Here is an 18698-nt window from a genome sequence, read left to right as displayed (position 1 = left end):
ACCACCTGCTCTGCTGGTGGTTCAAAAGAGCTTCCAGCGTGGTATTAAAAAGACCTCCCAAAATTGATAAACTGATGTTGGTTTCCCGACCGCATCACCATCAAAGATAGGAGGTGTCCTTATGGAAAAGGACAAAGAAAGTTTATCACATAGCAAATGGAGATGTAAGTATCACATTGTGTTTGCGCCAAAATATCGGAGACAGATAATTTATGGGAAATATAGAGAAAGCATAGGCGAAATCATTCGCGCGCTCTGTGAAAGAAAAGGAGTAGAGATAATCGAGGCAAATGCCTGTGCAGATCATATTCATTTGCTTGTAAGTATTCCACCAAAATTAAGCGTTTCTCAATTTATGGGCTACTTAAAAGGAAAAGTAGTTTAATGATATTCGATCGTCATGCAGAGTTGAAATATCGCTATGGGAACCGGAAATTTTGGTGTCGAGGATACTACGTGGACACGGTTGGAAGAAATAAGGAAAAGATAGCTGAGTATATTCGTAAACAAATAAAAGAAGATTATTCAGCAGATCAGCTTACTTTGTTCGAAGAAGTCGATCCGTTTACAGGAGCCAAAAACAAAAAGAGATAGAGTGAGATTCTTTTAGAATCAGCGAGTAGAAGTGGTGCGGTGGGAAGCTTTCAGAGGGCCTTATAGGCCGTGGCCGGTAAGAGAGGCTTCCAGCCGAAGAGCAAACCACCCGTTTTCACGGGTGGTTATGATTTTTGGCATAGCTTTGTACGGAAGTCACTTTGCTATTTTCCATGAGCTGTTAGCTCGTATTTTATATGGAGGCTTATAGTTGCTTTGAAGAAACTTGCTTTATTTTTTTCACAAAAAAACTACCCAATCAAAAAATTGGATAGTCTCTTTTTATTCTTTATTTGAATAACCCGTTTGATAATCGATTGCAATACCTTCTTGAACATTATAAATGAACAAGTTGAATGAAATCTGATCATCCTCAATACTTTGAGCTTCCATTTGTACCCCGCGAGCGACCAATTCCTCACCTTTGAAATAAGGCGTCACGCGATAGCGAACATGATGATCCGTTTTTCGGATGTAATTTCCGATCTCGATCTCATGATTGTTCATTCCAGGATCGTTCAGCGAAGCTGTTCCGGTCATTAAATTTTTCAGATTGTTGTTCTCACCTGAAAATTGGTGCGCGATCAAATGCGCGCGATTATATAACGGTTCGTCATGATAAAACTTTTGATGCCAGCCTGTTGGTTTTACGTAGAGACGCTCTCTTTCTTGCTCAGGCATCAAATCTTTCCCTAGCATGGCGTTGGCCGTCCCTACACGGTTTAATTTATCCAAATCAGAAAAACGCGTCCAAGTGCCTTCATTCAATGAGAGATCTTCCTTTGAAAAATTCGGCTGATTGTGATTCAACTCGATCGTTTGCTGTGCCCCATCGTAATCAGGAATTTCTGATAATTGACTTACATTGATTTTTATATCCTTTGATTCTTCAGGTGCTACTCGCGAATAAACACCATAGATCCCCGCTAATACAACGACGATTGCTGAAACTACTTTAGAGATTTGCTTCTTTGACGCGATGACCATTCAACTCCTAATTGATTTTAATGACTCGATTCTCATTCAATTGACGAATCAGAAAACTTATTCTTGTATTGGTAAGATGCCGCCTAACTATACTTGTTTTGTTCTAATCTAACAAAAATTATGATAAGCAGACTAGCGAAAAATCACCTCTGCTATTTGGTTTGTTGCCAAATTTCTTTGATTGCCGGAATATTGCCAAGCTCCGTTAAATTACTTGGCAGGATCACGGTATTGCCATTGTTTTCAACAACATGTTTGAAGGCTTCGATACCTAGATAAGCAATCATTTCATCCGTTAAATTGCTGTCAGCGATTGCTTGATTGATTTCTTTGATCCGCGCAGTCTCAGCTTCTGTGATCTTCGCGATCCGTTCAGCTTCTGCTGCTGCATCGATTTTAGTCCGCTCAGCTCGGGCATCCGCATCGATTTTTGTTTGTCGTGCTCGCGCTTCAGCATCGATCTGCATTTCGGATGATTTTGCTTCAGATTCCAAAATCACTGATTGCTTTTTCCCTTCAGAAATTGTGATCAATGATTCTTTATCCCGACTGGCAGTGATCAATTTATTCATTGAATTGACGATCTCATCTGAAACGGAGATCTCCCCGATATTGATTCGATCAATCGACAGACCGTAACCAGAAGTAATATCTTTGACACTTTCATAAAGATTCAAATTGATTTCTTCAGTCCCATTCAATACCTCATTTAATTCCATCTTCCCAATGATTCCGCGTAAATTAGACTGGCAATCTTGAATCATAGAGGTAACTGAATCTTCGTTATCATAGACAAAAGCTCGCGCGTCTGTCACGTGATACTTGATAGCCTCATCAATCTCTACGATAACATTGTCGCGAGTAATCACACTTTGCGGTTCAATTTGGATTGGTGTTTGTTTCAAAGAAACCCGTCGACGAACCACGTATAAAATTGGGATCAAAAAATGCAGACCCGGTTCTAGCGTCTTCACATATTTCCCAAAACTTTCAACTACTTTGACTTCCCCTTGTTGGACAATTACGACCAATTGACTGAGGATAAATAAAACGATAACGATTACGACAACTAATAAAATGATATTAAAGATTAACAATATAATTCACATCTCTTTCTTCTAGATTATTATTGATGACAACTAGTAATTCTCGACTGGTAAAATCAATAACTTCCAGCATATCTCCCGGTTCAGGAGAGCCATTAACCACTTTGTAATCATACCAACTTCCTAAGATTCGAACGATTCCTGTTACCTTTGATCCTTTACTGCGAAAAAACTTTCCCATCGTTTTTTCCATTTGATAATCTGACAAACCCTCAACTCCTTTTCACCAACAAATCTTCCGCTAAGCAATACTGCCAAAGCAGAACACTGGTGCTTTTAATCAGTATACCAAAATTTCGTCTAATAATTTTTTGTTTCCATAATTGTACAGACAAGACACAACGGATCACTTTCAACAAGTTGCCATATTCTGCCTGTTATAGATTCACCCATAGTATATGCTGACATTGAATGGAACTCCAGCAGATTCAAGAGTTTGGCTCTTTTTCACCAAAAAGATTGCTTCATTCCAGATCCCGATAAATCATCACCGAGCATGAATATTCTTTTACACATAATTCGCTTTCAAAAAATATATAAAAAAATCAACGCTCAGCCACAAACGTTGATTTAATCAGGAAATACTATCCTAGTGGGGATTTTTCCCCACGTCCACATTAGCATACTTCAACTACGAATTAAATAGCAAGATTCCTCCAAATAAAAGTAGGAATCGGTAGGAAAATATTCACTGATACAAAAATCATTCTGTGATAATAAAACAAATGATGAATGTTTTTTCGACTTTCCTTTTTATAATTCACAGACTATTTTATAACCTAATAGGCTTCATTTTAGAAAATAATTGACAATCTATGTTAGATTAAATAATATAAAAGTATCACCAAAAGATATTTTTAAATAATATTATGTGTAAAATAATATGAATAGAATGGAGATGTTATTATGAAATTGGGTTTTCTAAAAACAGATTTTCCTCATGAACGTCGGTTGCCATTGCTTCCTGAACACATCAAGCAATTTGCCAATTCGATTTATATTGAAAACGGTTTCGGAGGCTCTCTGGGTATCACTGATGAAGAGTATCAGGAAGCAGGTTGCACGATTTTAAGTCGCACTGAAATCTTTGCCTTATGTGATGGAATCTTTTCCCTAAAAATCATCCAACCATGCGATTATGACTTGATCCGACCAAATCAGATGATCATCGGCTGGACTCACCCCTTAGGATCTGGCAAAAAATTTATGGAAACTCAAGCGATTCCTAAAAATCTCTATGTTCTTGATATCGATAATCAAAAACCAACGATGTTCTATCAAGGAAAATCTTACACTTCAAAAATCATCCCGAAAAATTTTGTCTATCAAAACAGCTTTTACGCTGGTTATGCTGGGGTGTTGCATGCACTGCTGAGTTTCGGCCTTTTACCAACTAGCGACCATGAGATCGCTATTTTAGGCTCAGGAAATACTGCACAAGGCGCCTTCCACGGCGTTTCAAAACTTTCTTCGTCTGTCCAACTTTTTTATCGCAAAACATTGCCGAATTTCAAACGGCAATTATCTAAATACTCGATTGTCGTTAACGGAATCAGAGTCGGCGATTCAGGCGAACCGATTTTATCTATCGAGGATCAAGCCCAATTAAAAAAAGGCACTTTCATTATTGATATAGCCGCTGATGCCGGAAATGCCATTGAAGGCAATCAATTTACAACCGTTGATCAGCCTGTTTATGAAAAAAATGGCCTTTACTACTATACTTTACCGAACACACCGACTTTCGCTTATCGAAATGTCAGTCAAATATTAAGTGAACAATTTAGTAAATACATCTTCCAAAAGGATCTCTCAATCTTCAAAGATGAAATCGCAACGCAACACTCAGACGATCCAGATATTAAAATTCTTGATAAAGTGTAGCACGAATCGACAGCCAAGCAGTCTTGATCATTCAAAATAAACAGAATACCTTTCAAGAACTCTGCTGTAAATAAACCAGCGGAGTTTTTATTAAACACTTCTTTCGATTCTTTTTTAATTTTTTTGTGTAATTTTTGTGTAACAGCCAAAAAAAGAGTGCCTAAAACCCTTTGGTATCAAGGGATTGGCACTCTTCAAGGAAGCGGGTGACGAGAATCGAACTCGCGACGGAAGCTTGGGAAGCTTCTGTTTTACCACTAAACTACACCCGCGATACATTAGAGAGTATAACGCTTTTTATTAAATTGGACAACCATTTATTTCAAACAATAAAATTGACAGATTGATCCTTTCTAGTTATCTTACAGACAATAAGCGTTTACTAAGAAAGGAAGTTTGCTTATGGCTACCTTAGCAAGTGTCAAACAGGCGATTGCTGATGAGATGAATAACATCGTATTTATTTCTTCGGAAACGTGCAGTATTTGCCATGTTGATGCGCCCAGAGTTAAAAAACTTGCTGAAACGAATGCGATTGCTTTTCATCAATTGGATATTATGCACGAACCTGAATTAGCTGGTTTCTTTGAAGTATTGACAGTGCCTGCGGTTTTAGTTTTTCATGAGGGAAAAGAAGTGAGTCGTCAAGCTCGTTTCATCGACTTTCATTCTTTAGAAGAACTTTTGCAGCAATTACCGACAGATTCAGAAATGACAGATTATCAATCATTGTTCAGCGAACATTGACCCCCGAAAAAGGATGTGACAAAATTTTTGTCACATCCTTTTTTCGAATAAACGGTGCCCCGGCAATTTCTTCGAAAATAAACCAAAATTGCTTCTTATTTCTTAAAACTGCCTACTCCTATCACAACTTCTTTTATTTGTTATCCGTGTTGTGATGCAGGAAATAGATCAATGTTTGTAATTCATTCGTCAAATCAACACTTTGGATAATAATATTATCTGGTGCCGTTAGTCGAGCCGCGGTAAAGTTCAAGATTCCTTTGATCCCTGCTTCAGCCAATTGATCAACGACTTGTTGTCCTTGTTCGGCAGGCAAGGTCAAAATTGCGATCTCGATTTGTTGTAATTTGATTTGTTCTACCATGCTATCCAATGGATATACAGGGATACCATCCACAATGCGCCCAACGATATCTTCTTTGATATCAAACGCGCAACTTACGCGGATGCTATTGCTTTGGTGGAACTTGAATTTTAACAAGGCGCTACCTAAATTTCCGACACCGACTAAAGCGACGTTCGTCAATTGATCGTCATTCAAGATTTTTCCAAAGAAATACATCAAATCTTCTACATCATATCCGTATCCACGTTTGCCTAATTCACCAAAGTAAGAAAAATCACGACGAATCGTAGCACTATCGACTTGGATCGCCTCACTTAGTTCAGTTGAAGACACTTTCGTTTTTCCTGCATTATTTAATATACGTAAATACCGATAGTATAACGGCAATCGTTTAACAGTTGCTTTTGGAATTGCATTTTCTTTCACAATAACTCTCCTTCATTAAAAAAATTCGTAAATGTTTACTACTGAACTATAATAGCAAGAATGTCTATATAATTGCAACGTACTTGCTCGAAATTTTGTGAAAAAATCACGATCCGGCAAAATGACCGCTTCCAATCGCAACGTTTGCAAAAATATGGTAGACTGAGTCCATTCGGAAAAATAAATTTAAGGAAGATATCCAATGATTTTATTACAAGCAAATCAAATCGCCCGCTATTTTGGCGCTGACACTTTATTTGAAAATATTCATCTTGAAGTCGACAGCAAAGCGCGAATCGGCCTAGTTGGACGAAACGGCGCGGGTAAATCTACGCTGTTAAAAATTATCGCCAACATCGAAGCACCCGATGCGGGGCAAGTTATTAAAAATAAACAAGCCACTTTAGGCTATCTGGCTCAAGATACTGGCCTAGATTCAAATGAAACAATTTGGAATGAAATGTTGAAGGCTTTTGAAAAGGTACGTCAAATGGAAACTCGGATGCGGGAAGTCGAGATCAAAATCGGCGAAACCCCTGAGAGTGATTCCCATTATGCTTCTTTGTTGAAAGAATACGATCAGCTTCAGCATGATTTTAATGAGCAAAATGGTTATGGCTATGAAAATGAGATTCGCAGTGTCCTTCATGGGTTTAAATTTGATGATAGTTTTTATGACAAAGAGATCAGTACCTTGTCCGGTGGTCAAAAGACGCGTTTGGCTTTAGCCCGAATGTTGTTGGTCAAGCCTGACATCTTGATTCTTGATGAACCGACCAATCATTTAGACATCGAAACCTTGGCTTGGTTGGAAGACTATTTACAAGGATATTCAGGGGCGTTATTGATTGTTTCTCATGACCGCTACTTTTTAGATCGTGTCGTAAATGAGATCTATGAAATCTCACGTCACAAGATCCGCCACTATACCGGGAATTATTCCCGCTATTTGGATTTGAAAGCTGCACAGCTTGCCAGTGATTGGAAAGCCTATGAGAAGCAGCAAGACAAGATTGAAAAACTCGAAGATTTTGTCGCTCGGAATTTAGTTCGTGCGTCTACAACGAAACGTGCACAAAGTCGACGTAAAACTTTAGAAAAAATGGATCGTTTGGATCGACCTGATGGTAAAGAAAAATCAGCGAGATTCATGTTTGATATTGATAAGGTTTCTGGTAATGTCGTCTTGCAGATTGAAGATGCCGCAATTGGTTATGAAAAAACGCTGGCCGAACCGATCGAGCTAGATGTCCGCAAAGAAGACGCGATCGCACTTGTTGGTCCTAATGGGATTGGCAAATCTACACTATTAAAATCTTTGATTGGACAACTCCCTTTTATCAAAGGAGAACCGCATTTTGGTACCAATGTCACTGTCGGTTACTATGACCAAGGACAAGCCGATCTGCACGGCAATAAAACGATTTTAGCCGAATTGTGGGATGAACATCCTACTACCCCGGAAAAAGATATCCGCAGTGTGTTGGGCGGTTTCCTTTTCAGCGGTGAAGATGTTGAAAAGACCATTCCATTATTGAGTGGTGGTGAAAAAGCGCGGGTCGCTCTGGCCAAACTTTCCATGGATAAAGAAAATTTTTTGATTCTTGATGAACCAACGAACCACTTAGACATCGACAACAAAGAAGTTTTGGAAAATGCATTGATCGATTATCAAGGCACATTGCTGTTTGTTTCTCATGACCGCTATTTTATCAATCGAATCGCCAACAAAGTGATCGAACTTTCACCTGAAGGTAGCCGCTTGTATCTGGGTGATTATGATTACTACTTGGAAAAGAAAAAAGAAGAAGAAGAGATCGCTGAATTGCGGGCAAAAGAAACCGCCACGATCGAAGTTCCAAAGAAAAAATTTCATCAAAATAAAGAGCAGCAGAAATTGATTCGCAGTTTGCGGCGCAAGATTGAAACGGTCGAAGAAACACTTACTGCTTTAGATCAAAAAATTGCTGAATTAGAAATCCAAATGAGCCAGCCTGATGTCTTGAATGATCATGTTCAGTTATTAGAATTGACGAACGAGTTGGAAGCACAAAAAGCCAAACAAGAAGAATTACTTTCATCTTGGGAAGAGCTCAGTTTAGAATTAGAAGACTTCGAATAATCTACAACTTTTGACCGATGACACCTCCCCTATTTTTCGTTTTAATGAAAGAGTGGAGGTGTTTTTTATGCGGCGACGAATTCGTCCATTTTCAATTTTACTAGGCTGCTTTTTAGTGATCGCAAGTCTAGGAATCTTTTCTGATCGAATTTTTCACTTTGGTAATGAAATTAACAGTCAAGATGACTTCTCAAGCGGTGCGAATCAATATCTTCAAGAACAAGGTCAGGACTTTCCCCTGCTGTTACAAACTGATTTGCGGTGGGCAAACGAAGCCTATGGCAACGGCACTGGACAAAATGATTTAGCCACTAATGGCTGTGCTATCACCTCGCTAGCAATGGTTCTTTCTTATCGAGAGCATCGTACAGTTTATCCAACAGAAATTTTACAATGGAGCGGTGATCGCTATTACGAAGCAGGGCAAGGCACTGCTTGGTCGATTTTTCCAGTTTTTGCACAAAACTACGGATTGAATGTCCAAAACCTTGAGAAAGATCAAGCCAAGATCCAACAATCTTTGAATCAAAATCTGCCTATAGTCGTTTCTGTTACTCCAGGCGAGTTCACTGATGTCGGCCACATTATGGTAATCAAAAAAAGTGTCCAAACCGAGCAAGTCATTGTTTATGATCCAAATGATTCTTCGGATAAAGCGCATTATAAACAAGAATACACTCTTGACCAGCTCATGCCGCAGCTTGCGAATGCGTGGGTATATAATTGATTGGACTACTAGCTAAACAAACAAAGCCGGCGCATTTGCGTCGGCTTTGTTTGTTTGGGGTTCCTACTTTCGCAGGGAAAAAGAACTATTAGGGTTACATTTAGCTTACGCTCAATATTTGAAGAAATTATGCGCATTTTAAATAAACATGAGAAAAAAAGATGACCTATTGATGAAATTTCTAGAACTAACTATCCTTTTGTTTATTTTCAGCCGTCATCATTTATCAATTTTCGGCTTATCTACAACTTTCAGCTCTTTGATTTCAAAATTAAGTTAAATTTATCACAATATTTTTTCGTTATTAAACGGCCGTATTATTCTGTTTTAAAAGCATTACTAACTATCACTAAGTTATTTTATCCTGTTACGTCCGCTACTTAATGTAAAAAATACCAAAAAAGGGTTTACAAATGTTAGAAATCCATGTATATTGTGTGTGAAAACATTAAAGTATTATTTACTTAAAAAGGAGATTTTCTACATGTCAAATAACTTAGATTCTCAAGACTACTTAAATAAAGTTGATGCTTGGTGGCGTGCTGCTAACTATATTTCTGTCGCTCAAATGTATTTGAAAGACAACCCTTTATTGAAACAGCCGTTAAAAAAAGAAGACGTTAAAACTCATCCAATCGGTCACTGGGGTACCATTGCCGGGCAAAACTTTGTTTACGCTCACTTGAATCGTGTGATCAATAAATATGATTTGAATATGTTCTATATCGAAGGTCCTGGTCATGGCGGCCAAGTAATGGTTTCGAACTCTTACATTGATGGCAGCTATACAGAAACTTATCCAGAAATCACAGAAGATGAAGCGGGGCTTAAAGAACTTTGCAAAATCTTTTCTTTCCCTGGCGGTATCGCTTCACATGCGGCACCAGAAACACCAGGTTCTATTCATGAAGGCGGCGAATTAGGCTATGCCCTTTCACATGCAACAGGTGCTGTGTTAGATAATCCTGATGTCATTGCTGCAACTGTCGTTGGTGATGGCGAAGCTGAAACAGGTCCTCTTGCTGCTGGTTGGTTCTCAAATACATTTATCAACCCAGTCAATGATGGTGCTGTCTTGCCAATCCTTTACTTAAATGGTGGAAAAATCTCTAATCCAACGATTCTATCACGTAAAAGCGATGAAGACTTGAAAAAATATTTTGAAGGCCTAGGCTGGAAACCATATTTTGTTGTAGGAACTGATCCTGCAGAAGTTCACCCGCTGATGGCAAAAGTATTGGATGAAGTCATTGAAGAAATCAAAGCAATCCAAAGCGAAGCTCGTAAAGGTAAAGCTGAAGATGCTGAGATGCCTGCATGGCCGGTCATTATTTTCAGAACACCTAAAGGTTGGACAGGTCCTCAAACATGGGCTGGCGAACAACTTGAAGGGACTTTCCGTGCTCACCAAGTTCCAATCCCTGTCGGTTCAGAAGACATGGAACATGCAGATAAATTAGTTGATTGGTTGAAATCTTACCGTCCAGAAGAATTATTTGACGAAAACGGCAAGATCGTTGACGAATTGAAAGAATTATCTCCTAAAGGCGGCAAACGGATGTCATCAAATCCAATCACTAACGGTGGGATTGATCCAAAACCAATAAATATGCCTGATTGGAAACAATACGCAATCGATACAACGACTCCTGGTTCAGTAATGGCACAAGACATGATCATCTTTGGTCAACAAGCTCGTGACATAGTCGTTAAAAACCCAACAAATTTCCGGATCTTCGGACCAGATGAAACGAAATCAAATCGTTTGAATAAAGTCTTTGAAGAAACAGATCGCCAATGGTTAGAACCAAAAAATAGTACTGATGAATGGCAATCTTCAGCAGGTCGAGTAATTGATGGTCAATTATCTGAACACCAAGCAGAAGGTTTCTTAGAAGGTTATGTTTTAACTGGACGTCATGGCTTCTTTGCAAGTTATGAATCATTCTTGCGTGTTGTTGATTCTATGTTGACTCAACACTTCAAATGGATGCGTAAAGCTAGCGCTCATGCTTGGCGGAAAGAATATCCTGCATTGAATGTTATTGCGACATCCACTGTATTCCAACAAGATCACAATGGTTACACTCACCAAGATCCAGGTGTATTGACTCACTTAGCTGAGAAAAAACCAGAATTTATTCGTGAATATTTACCAGCAGATGCAAACAGCTTGATGGCAGTCATGGATAAAGCCATGCAAGACAAACAAGTGATCAACTTGATCGTTTCAAGTAAACACCCTCGTCCACAATTTTATTCAGCTACTGAAGCAGAAGAATTAGTGAAAGAAGGATTGAAAGTCATTGACTGGGCAAGTACAGATAATGGCGCAGAACCTGATTTAGTTGTTGCTGCGGCTGGTACAGAACCAAACTTAGAAGCTTTAGCAGCTGTTTCGATTTTGAATAAACAGTTCCCTGAACTGAAAATTCGTTTTGTCAATGTCGTTGATTTATTGAAATTGCGTCATCCAGAAATCGATCCTCGCGGATTAAGTGATGATCAATTCGATGCGATCTTTACTAAAGACAAACCAATCGTCTTTGCTTTCCATGGTTACGAAGGAATGGTTCGTGACATCTTCTTTGATCGTCACAATCATAACATCCACATCCATGGCTACCGTGAAAATGGTGATATCACTACTCCATTTGATATGCGTGTCTTCAGCGAAATGGACCGTTTCCACTTAGCTCAAGACGGTGCTAATGCAGCTTACGGTGAAAAAGCCGCAGACTTCTCTCAAAAAATGGATGATACACTAGCCTTCCATCACGATTACATTCGTGCAAACGGAACAGACATTCCAGAAGTAGAAGACTGGAAATGGGAAACTTTAAACGGAGCAAATAAATAATACTCAAAAAAAGCATCAGGAGATAAGAATCTCCTGATGCTTTTTTGCTGGATTCAATTTCCTATACTAATCTGGGTTGATAGAAAATCAGCTAGACTTTTCTATCAACATTTTTGTTTGTCTGAAATCAAAGAAGCAGCGTAGATTTCCTCGTTAAACACCTTTAGTCCTTCTTGTTTGTTTCTTCTAATACCCATTAGAAGGCGCGTCACCTTCAAAGAGAGCGCTTTTGATTGCATGTTCAATCATTTCCTGATACAAAAAGTATGCGACGCTTTTCAGCGCCGCATACTTTCTTATTAACTACTTGATTTTTTCAACTAATGATCGTAGGATTTGACTCATTCGTTTACCATTATCTTCTTTGACTATTTGCTCAGATAAGATGAAGGAGCCTCCTACACCCATAACGTGCGGATTTTCAAGATATTCTACGAAATTGTCTTCGTTGATCCCACCAGTTGGCAAAAAGTTGATGTCATAGAATGGGCCGCTCAGAGCATTGATTGCTTTCAGTCCGCCATAAATATCTGCCGGGAAAAACTTCACTACTTTGATGCCATATTCTGCTGCCGATTGGATATCTCTTGGTGTTGCAGTTCCAGGAAAAACAGGAATCTCATGTTCTAAACAATATTCGATCACGTCAGGAACAACGGCTGGAGAAACAACGAATTTCGCTCCATTTTCAATGGCACTTTTGGCTTCTGCTAGTGTTCGAACCGTCCCAGCGCCGACCATCAACTTGCCAGATGCTGATAACTGTTTGATTGCTGCATTGGCTAAATCGCTGCGGAAAGTCACTTCGATCAATGGAACGTCATTTTCTAACAAAATCTCTTCTACTTTAGCTAAGTAGTCCAAATCAGTCGCAGTATAAAGCGGCAATAATTTTGTTTTCGCTAACTGTTCATAAACTGGATGATTCATATTTACTGACATTTTTTTCTCTCGCTTTCTACACAACGCTATTTTTTACTTTTTGTGATTGCTTCGTGCAATCCCTGCATGTAAGTAATCCCCATTGCTCGATCATACAGACCGTAGCCTGGTCTAGCGACTTCTCCCCAAAGTGTCCGACCATGGTCTGGACGAACTACACCGTCAAAGCCGACTTCGATCAATGCTTCCATGATCGCATACATATCAAGCGATCCTTCTGTCGATAAGTGAGCCGTCTCTTTGAACTTGCGGTAACCTAAAAATTCTACGTTGCGGAAATGAACAAAGTTGATCCGATCTCCTACAGCATGAATGATCTCAACCATATCATTGTCAGGATCTGCACCTAACGCACCGGTACACAAGGTCACGCCGTTATATGGCGAATCGACCATGCTGATGATTCGTTTTAGATCTGCTAAATTTTTAGTGATCCGTGGGAAGCCAAAAATTTCCCAAGGTGGATCATCCGGATGGATCCCCATTTTTACATCCGTTTCTTCACAAACTGGAATGATTCGTTCAAGGAAATATTTTAAGTTATCAAATAGAACTTCTTCTGTCACGCCATCATACATCTCGACTAAAGAATTGAATTTGTTCAAGCGTTCTTCTTCCCAACCGGAAAGTTGGAAACCTTTAGACTGACTGCTGATCAATTTATACATATCGCCTGGTTCCATGTTATCGACCACTGCTTGATCGTATAATAAAGCTAGACTGCCATCTTCATTTTCATAATTCAATGTTGTTTTAGCCCAGCCGAAAATCGGTTTGAAACTATAACAGATCAAATGAACGCCGCATTCAGACAAGTTTCTGATTGTTTGGATATAGTTATCGATATAATGATCACGCTCAGCTGTTCCGGCTTTGATCGCGTCATGAATTGCAACACTTTCAATGCCTAGTAACTCTAAGTTTTCTTTTTCAATTGATTCTTTTAATTCACGAATCTCTGAAACTTCCCAGACATCTCCTGGAAGTTTATTCAGCAATGTTCCGACAACACCGTTGATTCCTGGGATTTGTCGAATATTGTTTAAGGAAATGGAGTCGCCTTTTTCTCCATACCATCTAAAGCCCCACTTCATTGGTTTAGCCTCCCTTTTCTAAAAATCATCCTCGTCGTCATCTTCATCCGTTTCTGAGAAATGCCAAACATCTAAACTATTTTTTCCTTGGTCGATTACAGCAGCTGCAATTTCTTCAACCGGTGTACTCAAAATTTGATGGTTGATTGTTTCTAATAACATTGGCAGATTGACCCCACCGATTATATAAACGTTTGCTTGAAGTTCTGGCGCTAAACCATTAGTGATCAACACTGATTGGTTGTATGGGCTGGCACTTACTAAATCAGTCAAAACGATGACTCCAGCATCTTTATCGACTTCTTTAACGGCCGTTTCAATTTTTTGTCCCAAATTTTGGACATCGTCGCCAGGATTTAAATTGACTGTAGCGATATTATTCGTTGTTCCGACGATCACTTCTGCAGCGTCTTTTAAGCCATCACTTAATTTCCCATGAGTGGCGATTACAATTCCTAACATACATACCCTCCGCTTCTCTTACTGAAACAAATTAGTTACAGCAGCGATATTTTCCATATTCAAGTGCTTCTCTTTTAAATCCGCTGAATTCAGATAAAAAGCTGAACCGGCTTGATCTTTGTGTGCACTAAAAAGATAGCTCACCTTTTGATCGGCTGCTTGGTACTCGATCGTTTCGTCGAGTTTTTTATTGTTTGGCAATTCTCCTAATAAATGCAAAGGCGCTGACGCTCCCACACTATCTAAATAGTAGATTTTACTGCTTCTTTTGACTTGTTTTTGTAATTCGTCTAATCCTTTGCTGCCGTAACTACCTTCATCTAAAAAAGCGTACGCAACATTTTTTTGCTTATTTTCCGCAATTATTTTCAGCATCGCCAAGATCGATGAAGTGTTCCGTACTAAGGTTTTTCGATTGGACAAACCTTTAGTTACTTTGCCCAGCAAAGCAAAATAGCCTGCATAGATCACAATGATACTTAACGTGCCGATAGAATTAAACTGAAACGAGTTCGGTGAGATCCGCATATAGATCAATGTTCCGATCACACCCAAAAGAATCGTCAAAATCGTACTAGCTAAAATAAAGGTCGTCGTCTTCTTTGACTGATCTTTGCGGTCAAACAATTGATAAGAACCTATACTTTCAGGAGGAGTATCATAGAAGGTGCAGATCACTTTGTCTGCTTGTTTAATATTCCCGACATAAACATTTCGCGATGCATATTTCTTCTGCTGGTCGTATTCGATCACGCGAACATCTTCCCGCATTTTAGCAATATCTGTCACCAAAGCTGTTAGAAATCGCTTTTTGCTTTTTTCCGTTCGCCGCAAGCGGTAAACGTATTGGTAACGAAACAGCCAATCTTTAAATACCTCCGTCTGCTCCATCTGTTCTCCCCTCCTTAGTTTTTCCAATTAATTTTATAGGCCGAATTGTTTCAAGACATCTTTTAAGCTAGATTTCGGTGCAGAAGGTGTTGCTTGGAAATAGATGTTTTCCACGCCGTAATTTTCATTCAAATCTTTTAATTTTTCTGCGTCTTCTTTGTTTAAGTAAACAGATTTTGTCACCAAAATATCTTTTTCAGGATCTTTTTGGGCGATACCGCCAATGTTCAATTCCTTCATTGGCACTCCGTGTTTCACAAGATCATAAATCACACCGACCGTTTTCGTAATCAGGATGCAGTTATATTCTTTGAATTTGAATTCATCCCAATAAAATTTTGCTTTTTCTGGTGTGATGACGATTGTTTTTTGTCCAGTTCGGCTACCGGCATTTTTATATAAATCACGCATGAATTTATCTTTCGCTACGACTTCGTCTACAACGAAGATTGAATTTACTCCACTTTTTTGTGATAAAGTTACCATTACTTGACCGTGGATCAAACGTTCGTCCACACGAGCTAAATTAATTTCGCCCATTTTAAACACTTCCTTTCAAAATTATAAGATTCCGATTCCAGCTAAAATAATTAAAATCAAGGTCAACCATAGTAAGGCTTGTGTAACTTTCAGCCCTTTCTTGGTATAGAACCAGTAAACACCCATAACAACTGCTAAAGGTAATAGTCCAGGTACGATCTGATCAAGAATTTCTTGAATAACGAACTCCCGTCCTGAGATCGCAAACTTCAATGTCGATTCGACTTTTACATAGTTTCCTGCCAAGATTCCCATCATGAACAGCCCCAATACTGAAAGCGCCTCGATGGCTGTTTGAACACCTGTACTTTGCATCAAACCAGTTGCATTTCGTCCCATAGTAAAGGATTGTTTTGCGAAGAACACTCCTAGTGCTGCTTGGTAAAGTGCGAAGAAGACAAATGGGAACAACGCTCCTAATGCACTTCCTTGTTGCGCCCAAGGCACTGCGATCGCGATAAAGATATATTGAACAGTCCCTGAGTCGATCGCATCACCGATACCAGCCAATGCTCCCATCAAACCAGCTTTGGTGTTATACATTAAATCATCTTGCATCAAGATTTCTTTCTTTTCGTACTCTTCTTGGGCACGTTGTTGTTCCATTGAAGACATCAGACCTGTGATGACACCGCCACCCCAACTTAATTGCGTATTGAAAAAGAGTAGTTGACGCTTGTATGCAGCTTTTAAATCATCGTCGTTTTTATATAATTTTTTCAAGATTGGCAACATTGCATACAGTAATGATGGTGCCAAGTAGCGTTCAAAAGAGTGAGGAATTTCATTGGCGAAATGCCATCTTAGATACGCTTTAGTAACATCTTTGCTAGTAATTTCTTCAGGTGCTAAGCTTTTATTCGCTGTTGTTTGTGTATTTGATACTTCAGTCATATTTTTTCCCTCCTAGTTTAGTTTATTAAAATCCGTCATCATAATCATCGTCATCATCAAAGGTTGCGGATGAACCACTGCTTGCTGATTCAGCTGCAGGAACAGATCCTTTGCCTTTTTGTGACTGAACGAAGATCAATGCAATTACAATCCCAAAGATTGCGTAAGTAACCATTGTGATTTCAAGGGATTTAAATACTACACTCATGAAATAAGCTAGGAAGAAAAAGACCATGTAATCTTTTCGACCGATAACATACACAGTAGTTGCAATACCGATAGCAGCTAATCCGCCACCTACTACTTCAAGAATATGAATGACCACTGTTCCTTCGAGCGCATTGATGACATCTGCAATAATCGGTGCGCCTAAATAAAGAGCAATAAATACTAAGGGGACAAATAAAACAAATGAAGCAATTGTTGGATATAAAATGATTGAGCGTTTGATTGCTTTTGTATTCAAATCTTCGACTGCTTTATCTGTATACTTCCCTAAGAATGTATTGATAAAGAAACGGAATTGATACAAATAGCTTCCTAGTAAACCAACGGGCACGGCAACTGCGATCGCCGCTTCTGGTTTTAAGTTTCCTAACAATGCTACTGGAACTGCGATCGCCGCAGCGATTGATGGTTCAGCTGGCATTGATCCGCCTGGTGAGAATACACCCATATAAATCATTTGCAAAGCGGCAGTTACGATCATTGCTTGAGCAACGTCTCCCATGATGATCCCTACGACCAAACCAGTCATAAGAGGTGAAAAACGTAAAGTTAACGTTGCTCCTCCTCCTAGCCAGCGTGACATTACCGCAGCGACCCATAAAGCAATCAACAGACTCTGCATTACACTTAAAGTATCCATAAGCTCCTCCTAATTCCTATTAATGTACCTATTTTCGTATCGAATAGGCTTAATATTTGTTTATTCTTCCTCTGAACTGACACGATGATTTGATTTTTATTTTTTGTTGATGTAGTCTTCTAACGCAAAAATCGATTCCTTCAATAAATCCGTAGTGATTGGGATCGGCAGCAAATGGACCTTATCCTTTGAGTCCATAAAAGCTACGATTTGATCAATCACTGTTTCATCTTCTTGCAAGAGCTGCATCTGAGTTAATGACATCGGCAAATCTAATTCTTGATAAAATGGGATCAATGCAGTAATCTGCTCCCATTTTTTCTCGACCGCTAATTGATAAAAAATACCATAAGCAACTTTTTCGCCATGCAAGAAACGATGACTTGCAGGAATGTATTTGCTCATCCCATCATGCATCGCATGAGCAATCGCATTTCTAGCATACTTATCGCCTAAACCGCCAACTAAACCAGCAACTGCAAAAATAATTTCTGATAGATGAACAAATTCTTCGGTTGCTTCGCCAGCTTTCATATCTTTGATCGCTTTAGCAGAATTATTTAAAATCGCTGCCTTACAAAGTTCTGAAGTATAACCGGCTAATTGCAAGAAAGGTTCATTTTTCAAATGGGCTTGCTGTAAAATAGCATCTGACTCATACCATTTGGCGATCGTATCTGCGAGTCCAGCGATAAAATAATTCACCGGTGCATCAACGACTAATTCTGGATCCGTAATGAAAAAAGCTGCTTGCCGCAAGAAATGCTCACTTTTTCCTTCTGATTCTCCATTTTCCTTATACATCACTGACAGCGGTGTCCAAGGAGCACAATTACTAGCTAATGTCGGGATCACACCGAAATTCACGTTCATCGTATGAGCAGCGTAACCAACTAAATCAGCCAGTTTTCCTCCGCCGACTCCGATAATGAAATCGATTTGATTTTCCCGCACTACCTCAGCGACTCTTTCCGCTCCGTAGTAACTGCATTCACCTGTATATTGTAAAAAATGAAAGTTATACTCTGCTTGCTTTAAAAAACTCAGATACGGTTTCGCTTTTTCATAAGAGATCTGACCATGAACAACTAAAATATTTTTGGCTGAGAATTCCTGCAAAACATCTGGTACAAAATCGATCGCACCGACATGATAGCGATAAAATTGGGGACCAACTTTAACCTTTAAATCTGTTAACATCTTAGCCC

The 18698-nt window shown here is 39.1% G+C and carries 17 protein-coding genes, 1 tRNA gene and 1 pseudogene; 6 read left to right on the top strand and 13 right to left on the bottom strand.

Annotated features, from left to right (window positions below; all coding sequences use genetic code 11):
* The first annotated feature begins 121 nt into the window (after positions 1 to 121).
* Positions 122 to 594: pseudogene (gene tnpA, locus FFM63_RS04375) on the top strand (IS200/IS605 family transposase).
* A gap of 282 nt (positions 595 to 876) precedes the next feature.
* Here the strand turns inward: tnpA and FFM63_RS04370 are convergent.
* The 3 genes from FFM63_RS04370 to FFM63_RS04360 form a co-directional block, all read right to left on the bottom strand.
* Positions 877 to 1581, bottom strand: coding sequence for a DNA/RNA non-specific endonuclease (locus tag FFM63_RS04370; RefSeq protein ID WP_137609105.1), 705 nt, complete (start codon positions 1579 to 1581; stop codon positions 877 to 879).
* Between the two features lie 152 nt (positions 1582 to 1733).
* Positions 1734 to 2678 carry an SPFH domain-containing protein gene (locus tag FFM63_RS04365; protein WP_137609104.1) on the bottom strand — a complete coding sequence of 315 codons (945 nt, stop codon included), beginning with the start codon at positions 2676 to 2678 and terminating at the stop codon, positions 1734 to 1736.
* A complete protein-coding gene (locus tag FFM63_RS04360) occupies positions 2665 to 2895 on the bottom strand; it encodes a hypothetical protein (protein WP_239585066.1) in 231 nt (76 codons plus the stop codon). The genes FFM63_RS04365 and FFM63_RS04360 overlap by 14 nt, the downstream gene beginning before the upstream one ends.
* Before the next feature lie 698 nt (positions 2896 to 3593).
* Between FFM63_RS04360 and FFM63_RS04355 the strand changes: the two genes are divergently transcribed.
* Positions 3594 to 4571 carry a Rossmann-fold NAD(P)-binding domain-containing protein gene (locus tag FFM63_RS04355; protein WP_137609103.1) on the top strand — a complete coding sequence of 326 codons (978 nt, stop codon included), beginning with the start codon at positions 3594 to 3596 and terminating at the stop codon, positions 4569 to 4571.
* Positions 4572 to 4772: 201 nt separating this feature from the next.
* Here FFM63_RS04355 and FFM63_RS04350 read toward each other — a convergent pair.
* Positions 4773 to 4843, bottom strand: a tRNA-Gly gene (locus tag FFM63_RS04350).
* A gap of 130 nt (positions 4844 to 4973) precedes the next feature.
* Between FFM63_RS04350 and FFM63_RS04345 the strand changes: the two genes are divergently transcribed.
* Positions 4974 to 5318 (top strand): thioredoxin family protein, encoded by a 345-nt coding sequence (locus FFM63_RS04345; RefSeq protein ID WP_137609102.1) that lies wholly within the window; start codon positions 4974 to 4976, stop codon positions 5316 to 5318.
* A 133-nt stretch (positions 5319 to 5451) separates the two neighbouring features.
* On the opposite strand, the gene FFM63_RS04340 is transcribed toward FFM63_RS04345, so the two are convergent.
* The gene (locus tag FFM63_RS04340; RefSeq protein ID WP_137609101.1) at positions 5452 to 6090 is read right to left on the bottom strand and encodes a redox-sensing transcriptional repressor Rex; all 639 of its coding nucleotides are present in this window, start codon (positions 6088 to 6090) and stop codon (positions 5452 to 5454) included.
* Between the two features lie 202 nt (positions 6091 to 6292).
* Here FFM63_RS04340 and FFM63_RS04335 point away from each other — a divergent pair, with 202 nt between their 5' ends.
* From FFM63_RS04335 to FFM63_RS04325, 3 genes are all read left to right on the top strand, one after another.
* A complete protein-coding gene (locus FFM63_RS04335) occupies positions 6293 to 8212 on the top strand; it encodes an ABC-F family ATP-binding cassette domain-containing protein (protein WP_137609100.1) in 1920 nt (639 codons plus the stop codon).
* 67 nt (positions 8213 to 8279) lie between these two features.
* Positions 8280 to 8939 carry a C39 family peptidase gene (locus FFM63_RS04330; protein WP_137609099.1) on the top strand — a complete coding sequence of 220 codons (660 nt, stop codon included), beginning with the start codon at positions 8280 to 8282 and terminating at the stop codon, positions 8937 to 8939.
* Positions 8940 to 9423: 484 nt separating this feature from the next.
* Complete coding sequence (locus FFM63_RS04325; protein ID WP_137609098.1) at positions 9424 to 11799, top strand: phosphoketolase family protein; 2376 nt, start codon at positions 9424 to 9426, stop codon at positions 11797 to 11799.
* A gap of 303 nt (positions 11800 to 12102) precedes the next feature.
* On the opposite strand, the gene FFM63_RS04320 is transcribed toward FFM63_RS04325, so the two are convergent.
* The 8 genes from FFM63_RS04320 to FFM63_RS04285 form a co-directional block, all read right to left on the bottom strand.
* Positions 12103 to 12741, bottom strand: a complete 639-nt coding sequence (locus tag FFM63_RS04320; protein WP_137609097.1) for a bifunctional 4-hydroxy-2-oxoglutarate aldolase/2-dehydro-3-deoxy-phosphogluconate aldolase — start codon at positions 12739 to 12741, stop codon at positions 12103 to 12105.
* 26 nt (positions 12742 to 12767) lie between these two features.
* On the bottom strand, positions 12768 to 13835 hold the full coding sequence (gene uxuA / locus FFM63_RS04315) for a mannonate dehydratase (protein ID WP_137609096.1): 1068 nt from the start codon (positions 13833 to 13835) through the stop codon (positions 12768 to 12770).
* Positions 13836 to 13853: 18 nt separating this feature from the next.
* The gene (locus FFM63_RS04310) at positions 13854 to 14297 is read right to left on the bottom strand and encodes a PTS sugar transporter subunit IIA (RefSeq protein ID WP_137609095.1); all 444 of its coding nucleotides are present in this window, start codon (positions 14295 to 14297) and stop codon (positions 13854 to 13856) included.
* 18 nt (positions 14298 to 14315) lie between these two features.
* Complete coding sequence (locus FFM63_RS04305) at positions 14316 to 15188, bottom strand: hypothetical protein (RefSeq protein WP_137609094.1); 873 nt, start codon at positions 15186 to 15188, stop codon at positions 14316 to 14318.
* Between the two features lie 33 nt (positions 15189 to 15221).
* Positions 15222 to 15728 (bottom strand): PTS sugar transporter subunit IIB, encoded by a 507-nt coding sequence (locus FFM63_RS04300; RefSeq protein ID WP_137609093.1) that lies wholly within the window; start codon positions 15726 to 15728, stop codon positions 15222 to 15224.
* 21 nt (positions 15729 to 15749) lie between these two features.
* Positions 15750 to 16622, bottom strand: coding sequence for a PTS system mannose/fructose/sorbose family transporter subunit IID (locus FFM63_RS04295; RefSeq protein ID WP_137609092.1), 873 nt, complete (start codon positions 16620 to 16622; stop codon positions 15750 to 15752).
* A gap of 25 nt (positions 16623 to 16647) precedes the next feature.
* Complete coding sequence (locus FFM63_RS04290; protein WP_137609091.1) at positions 16648 to 17490, bottom strand: PTS mannose/fructose/sorbose/N-acetylgalactosamine transporter subunit IIC; 843 nt, start codon at positions 17488 to 17490, stop codon at positions 16648 to 16650.
* Positions 17491 to 17586: 96 nt separating this feature from the next.
* Positions 17587 to 18690 carry an iron-containing alcohol dehydrogenase family protein gene (locus tag FFM63_RS04285; RefSeq protein ID WP_137609090.1) on the bottom strand — a complete coding sequence of 368 codons (1104 nt, stop codon included), beginning with the start codon at positions 18688 to 18690 and terminating at the stop codon, positions 17587 to 17589.
* Between the last annotated feature and the right edge of the window lie 8 nt (positions 18691 to 18698).

The sequence above is a fragment of the Enterococcus pingfangensis genome, from assembly GCF_005405205.1.
Classification (GTDB): domain Bacteria; phylum Bacillota; class Bacilli; order Lactobacillales; family Enterococcaceae; genus Enterococcus_A; species Enterococcus_A pingfangensis.
The sequence above is the reverse complement of the archived record's forward strand: the minus strand, read 5'-3'. Positions and strand labels throughout refer to the sequence as shown.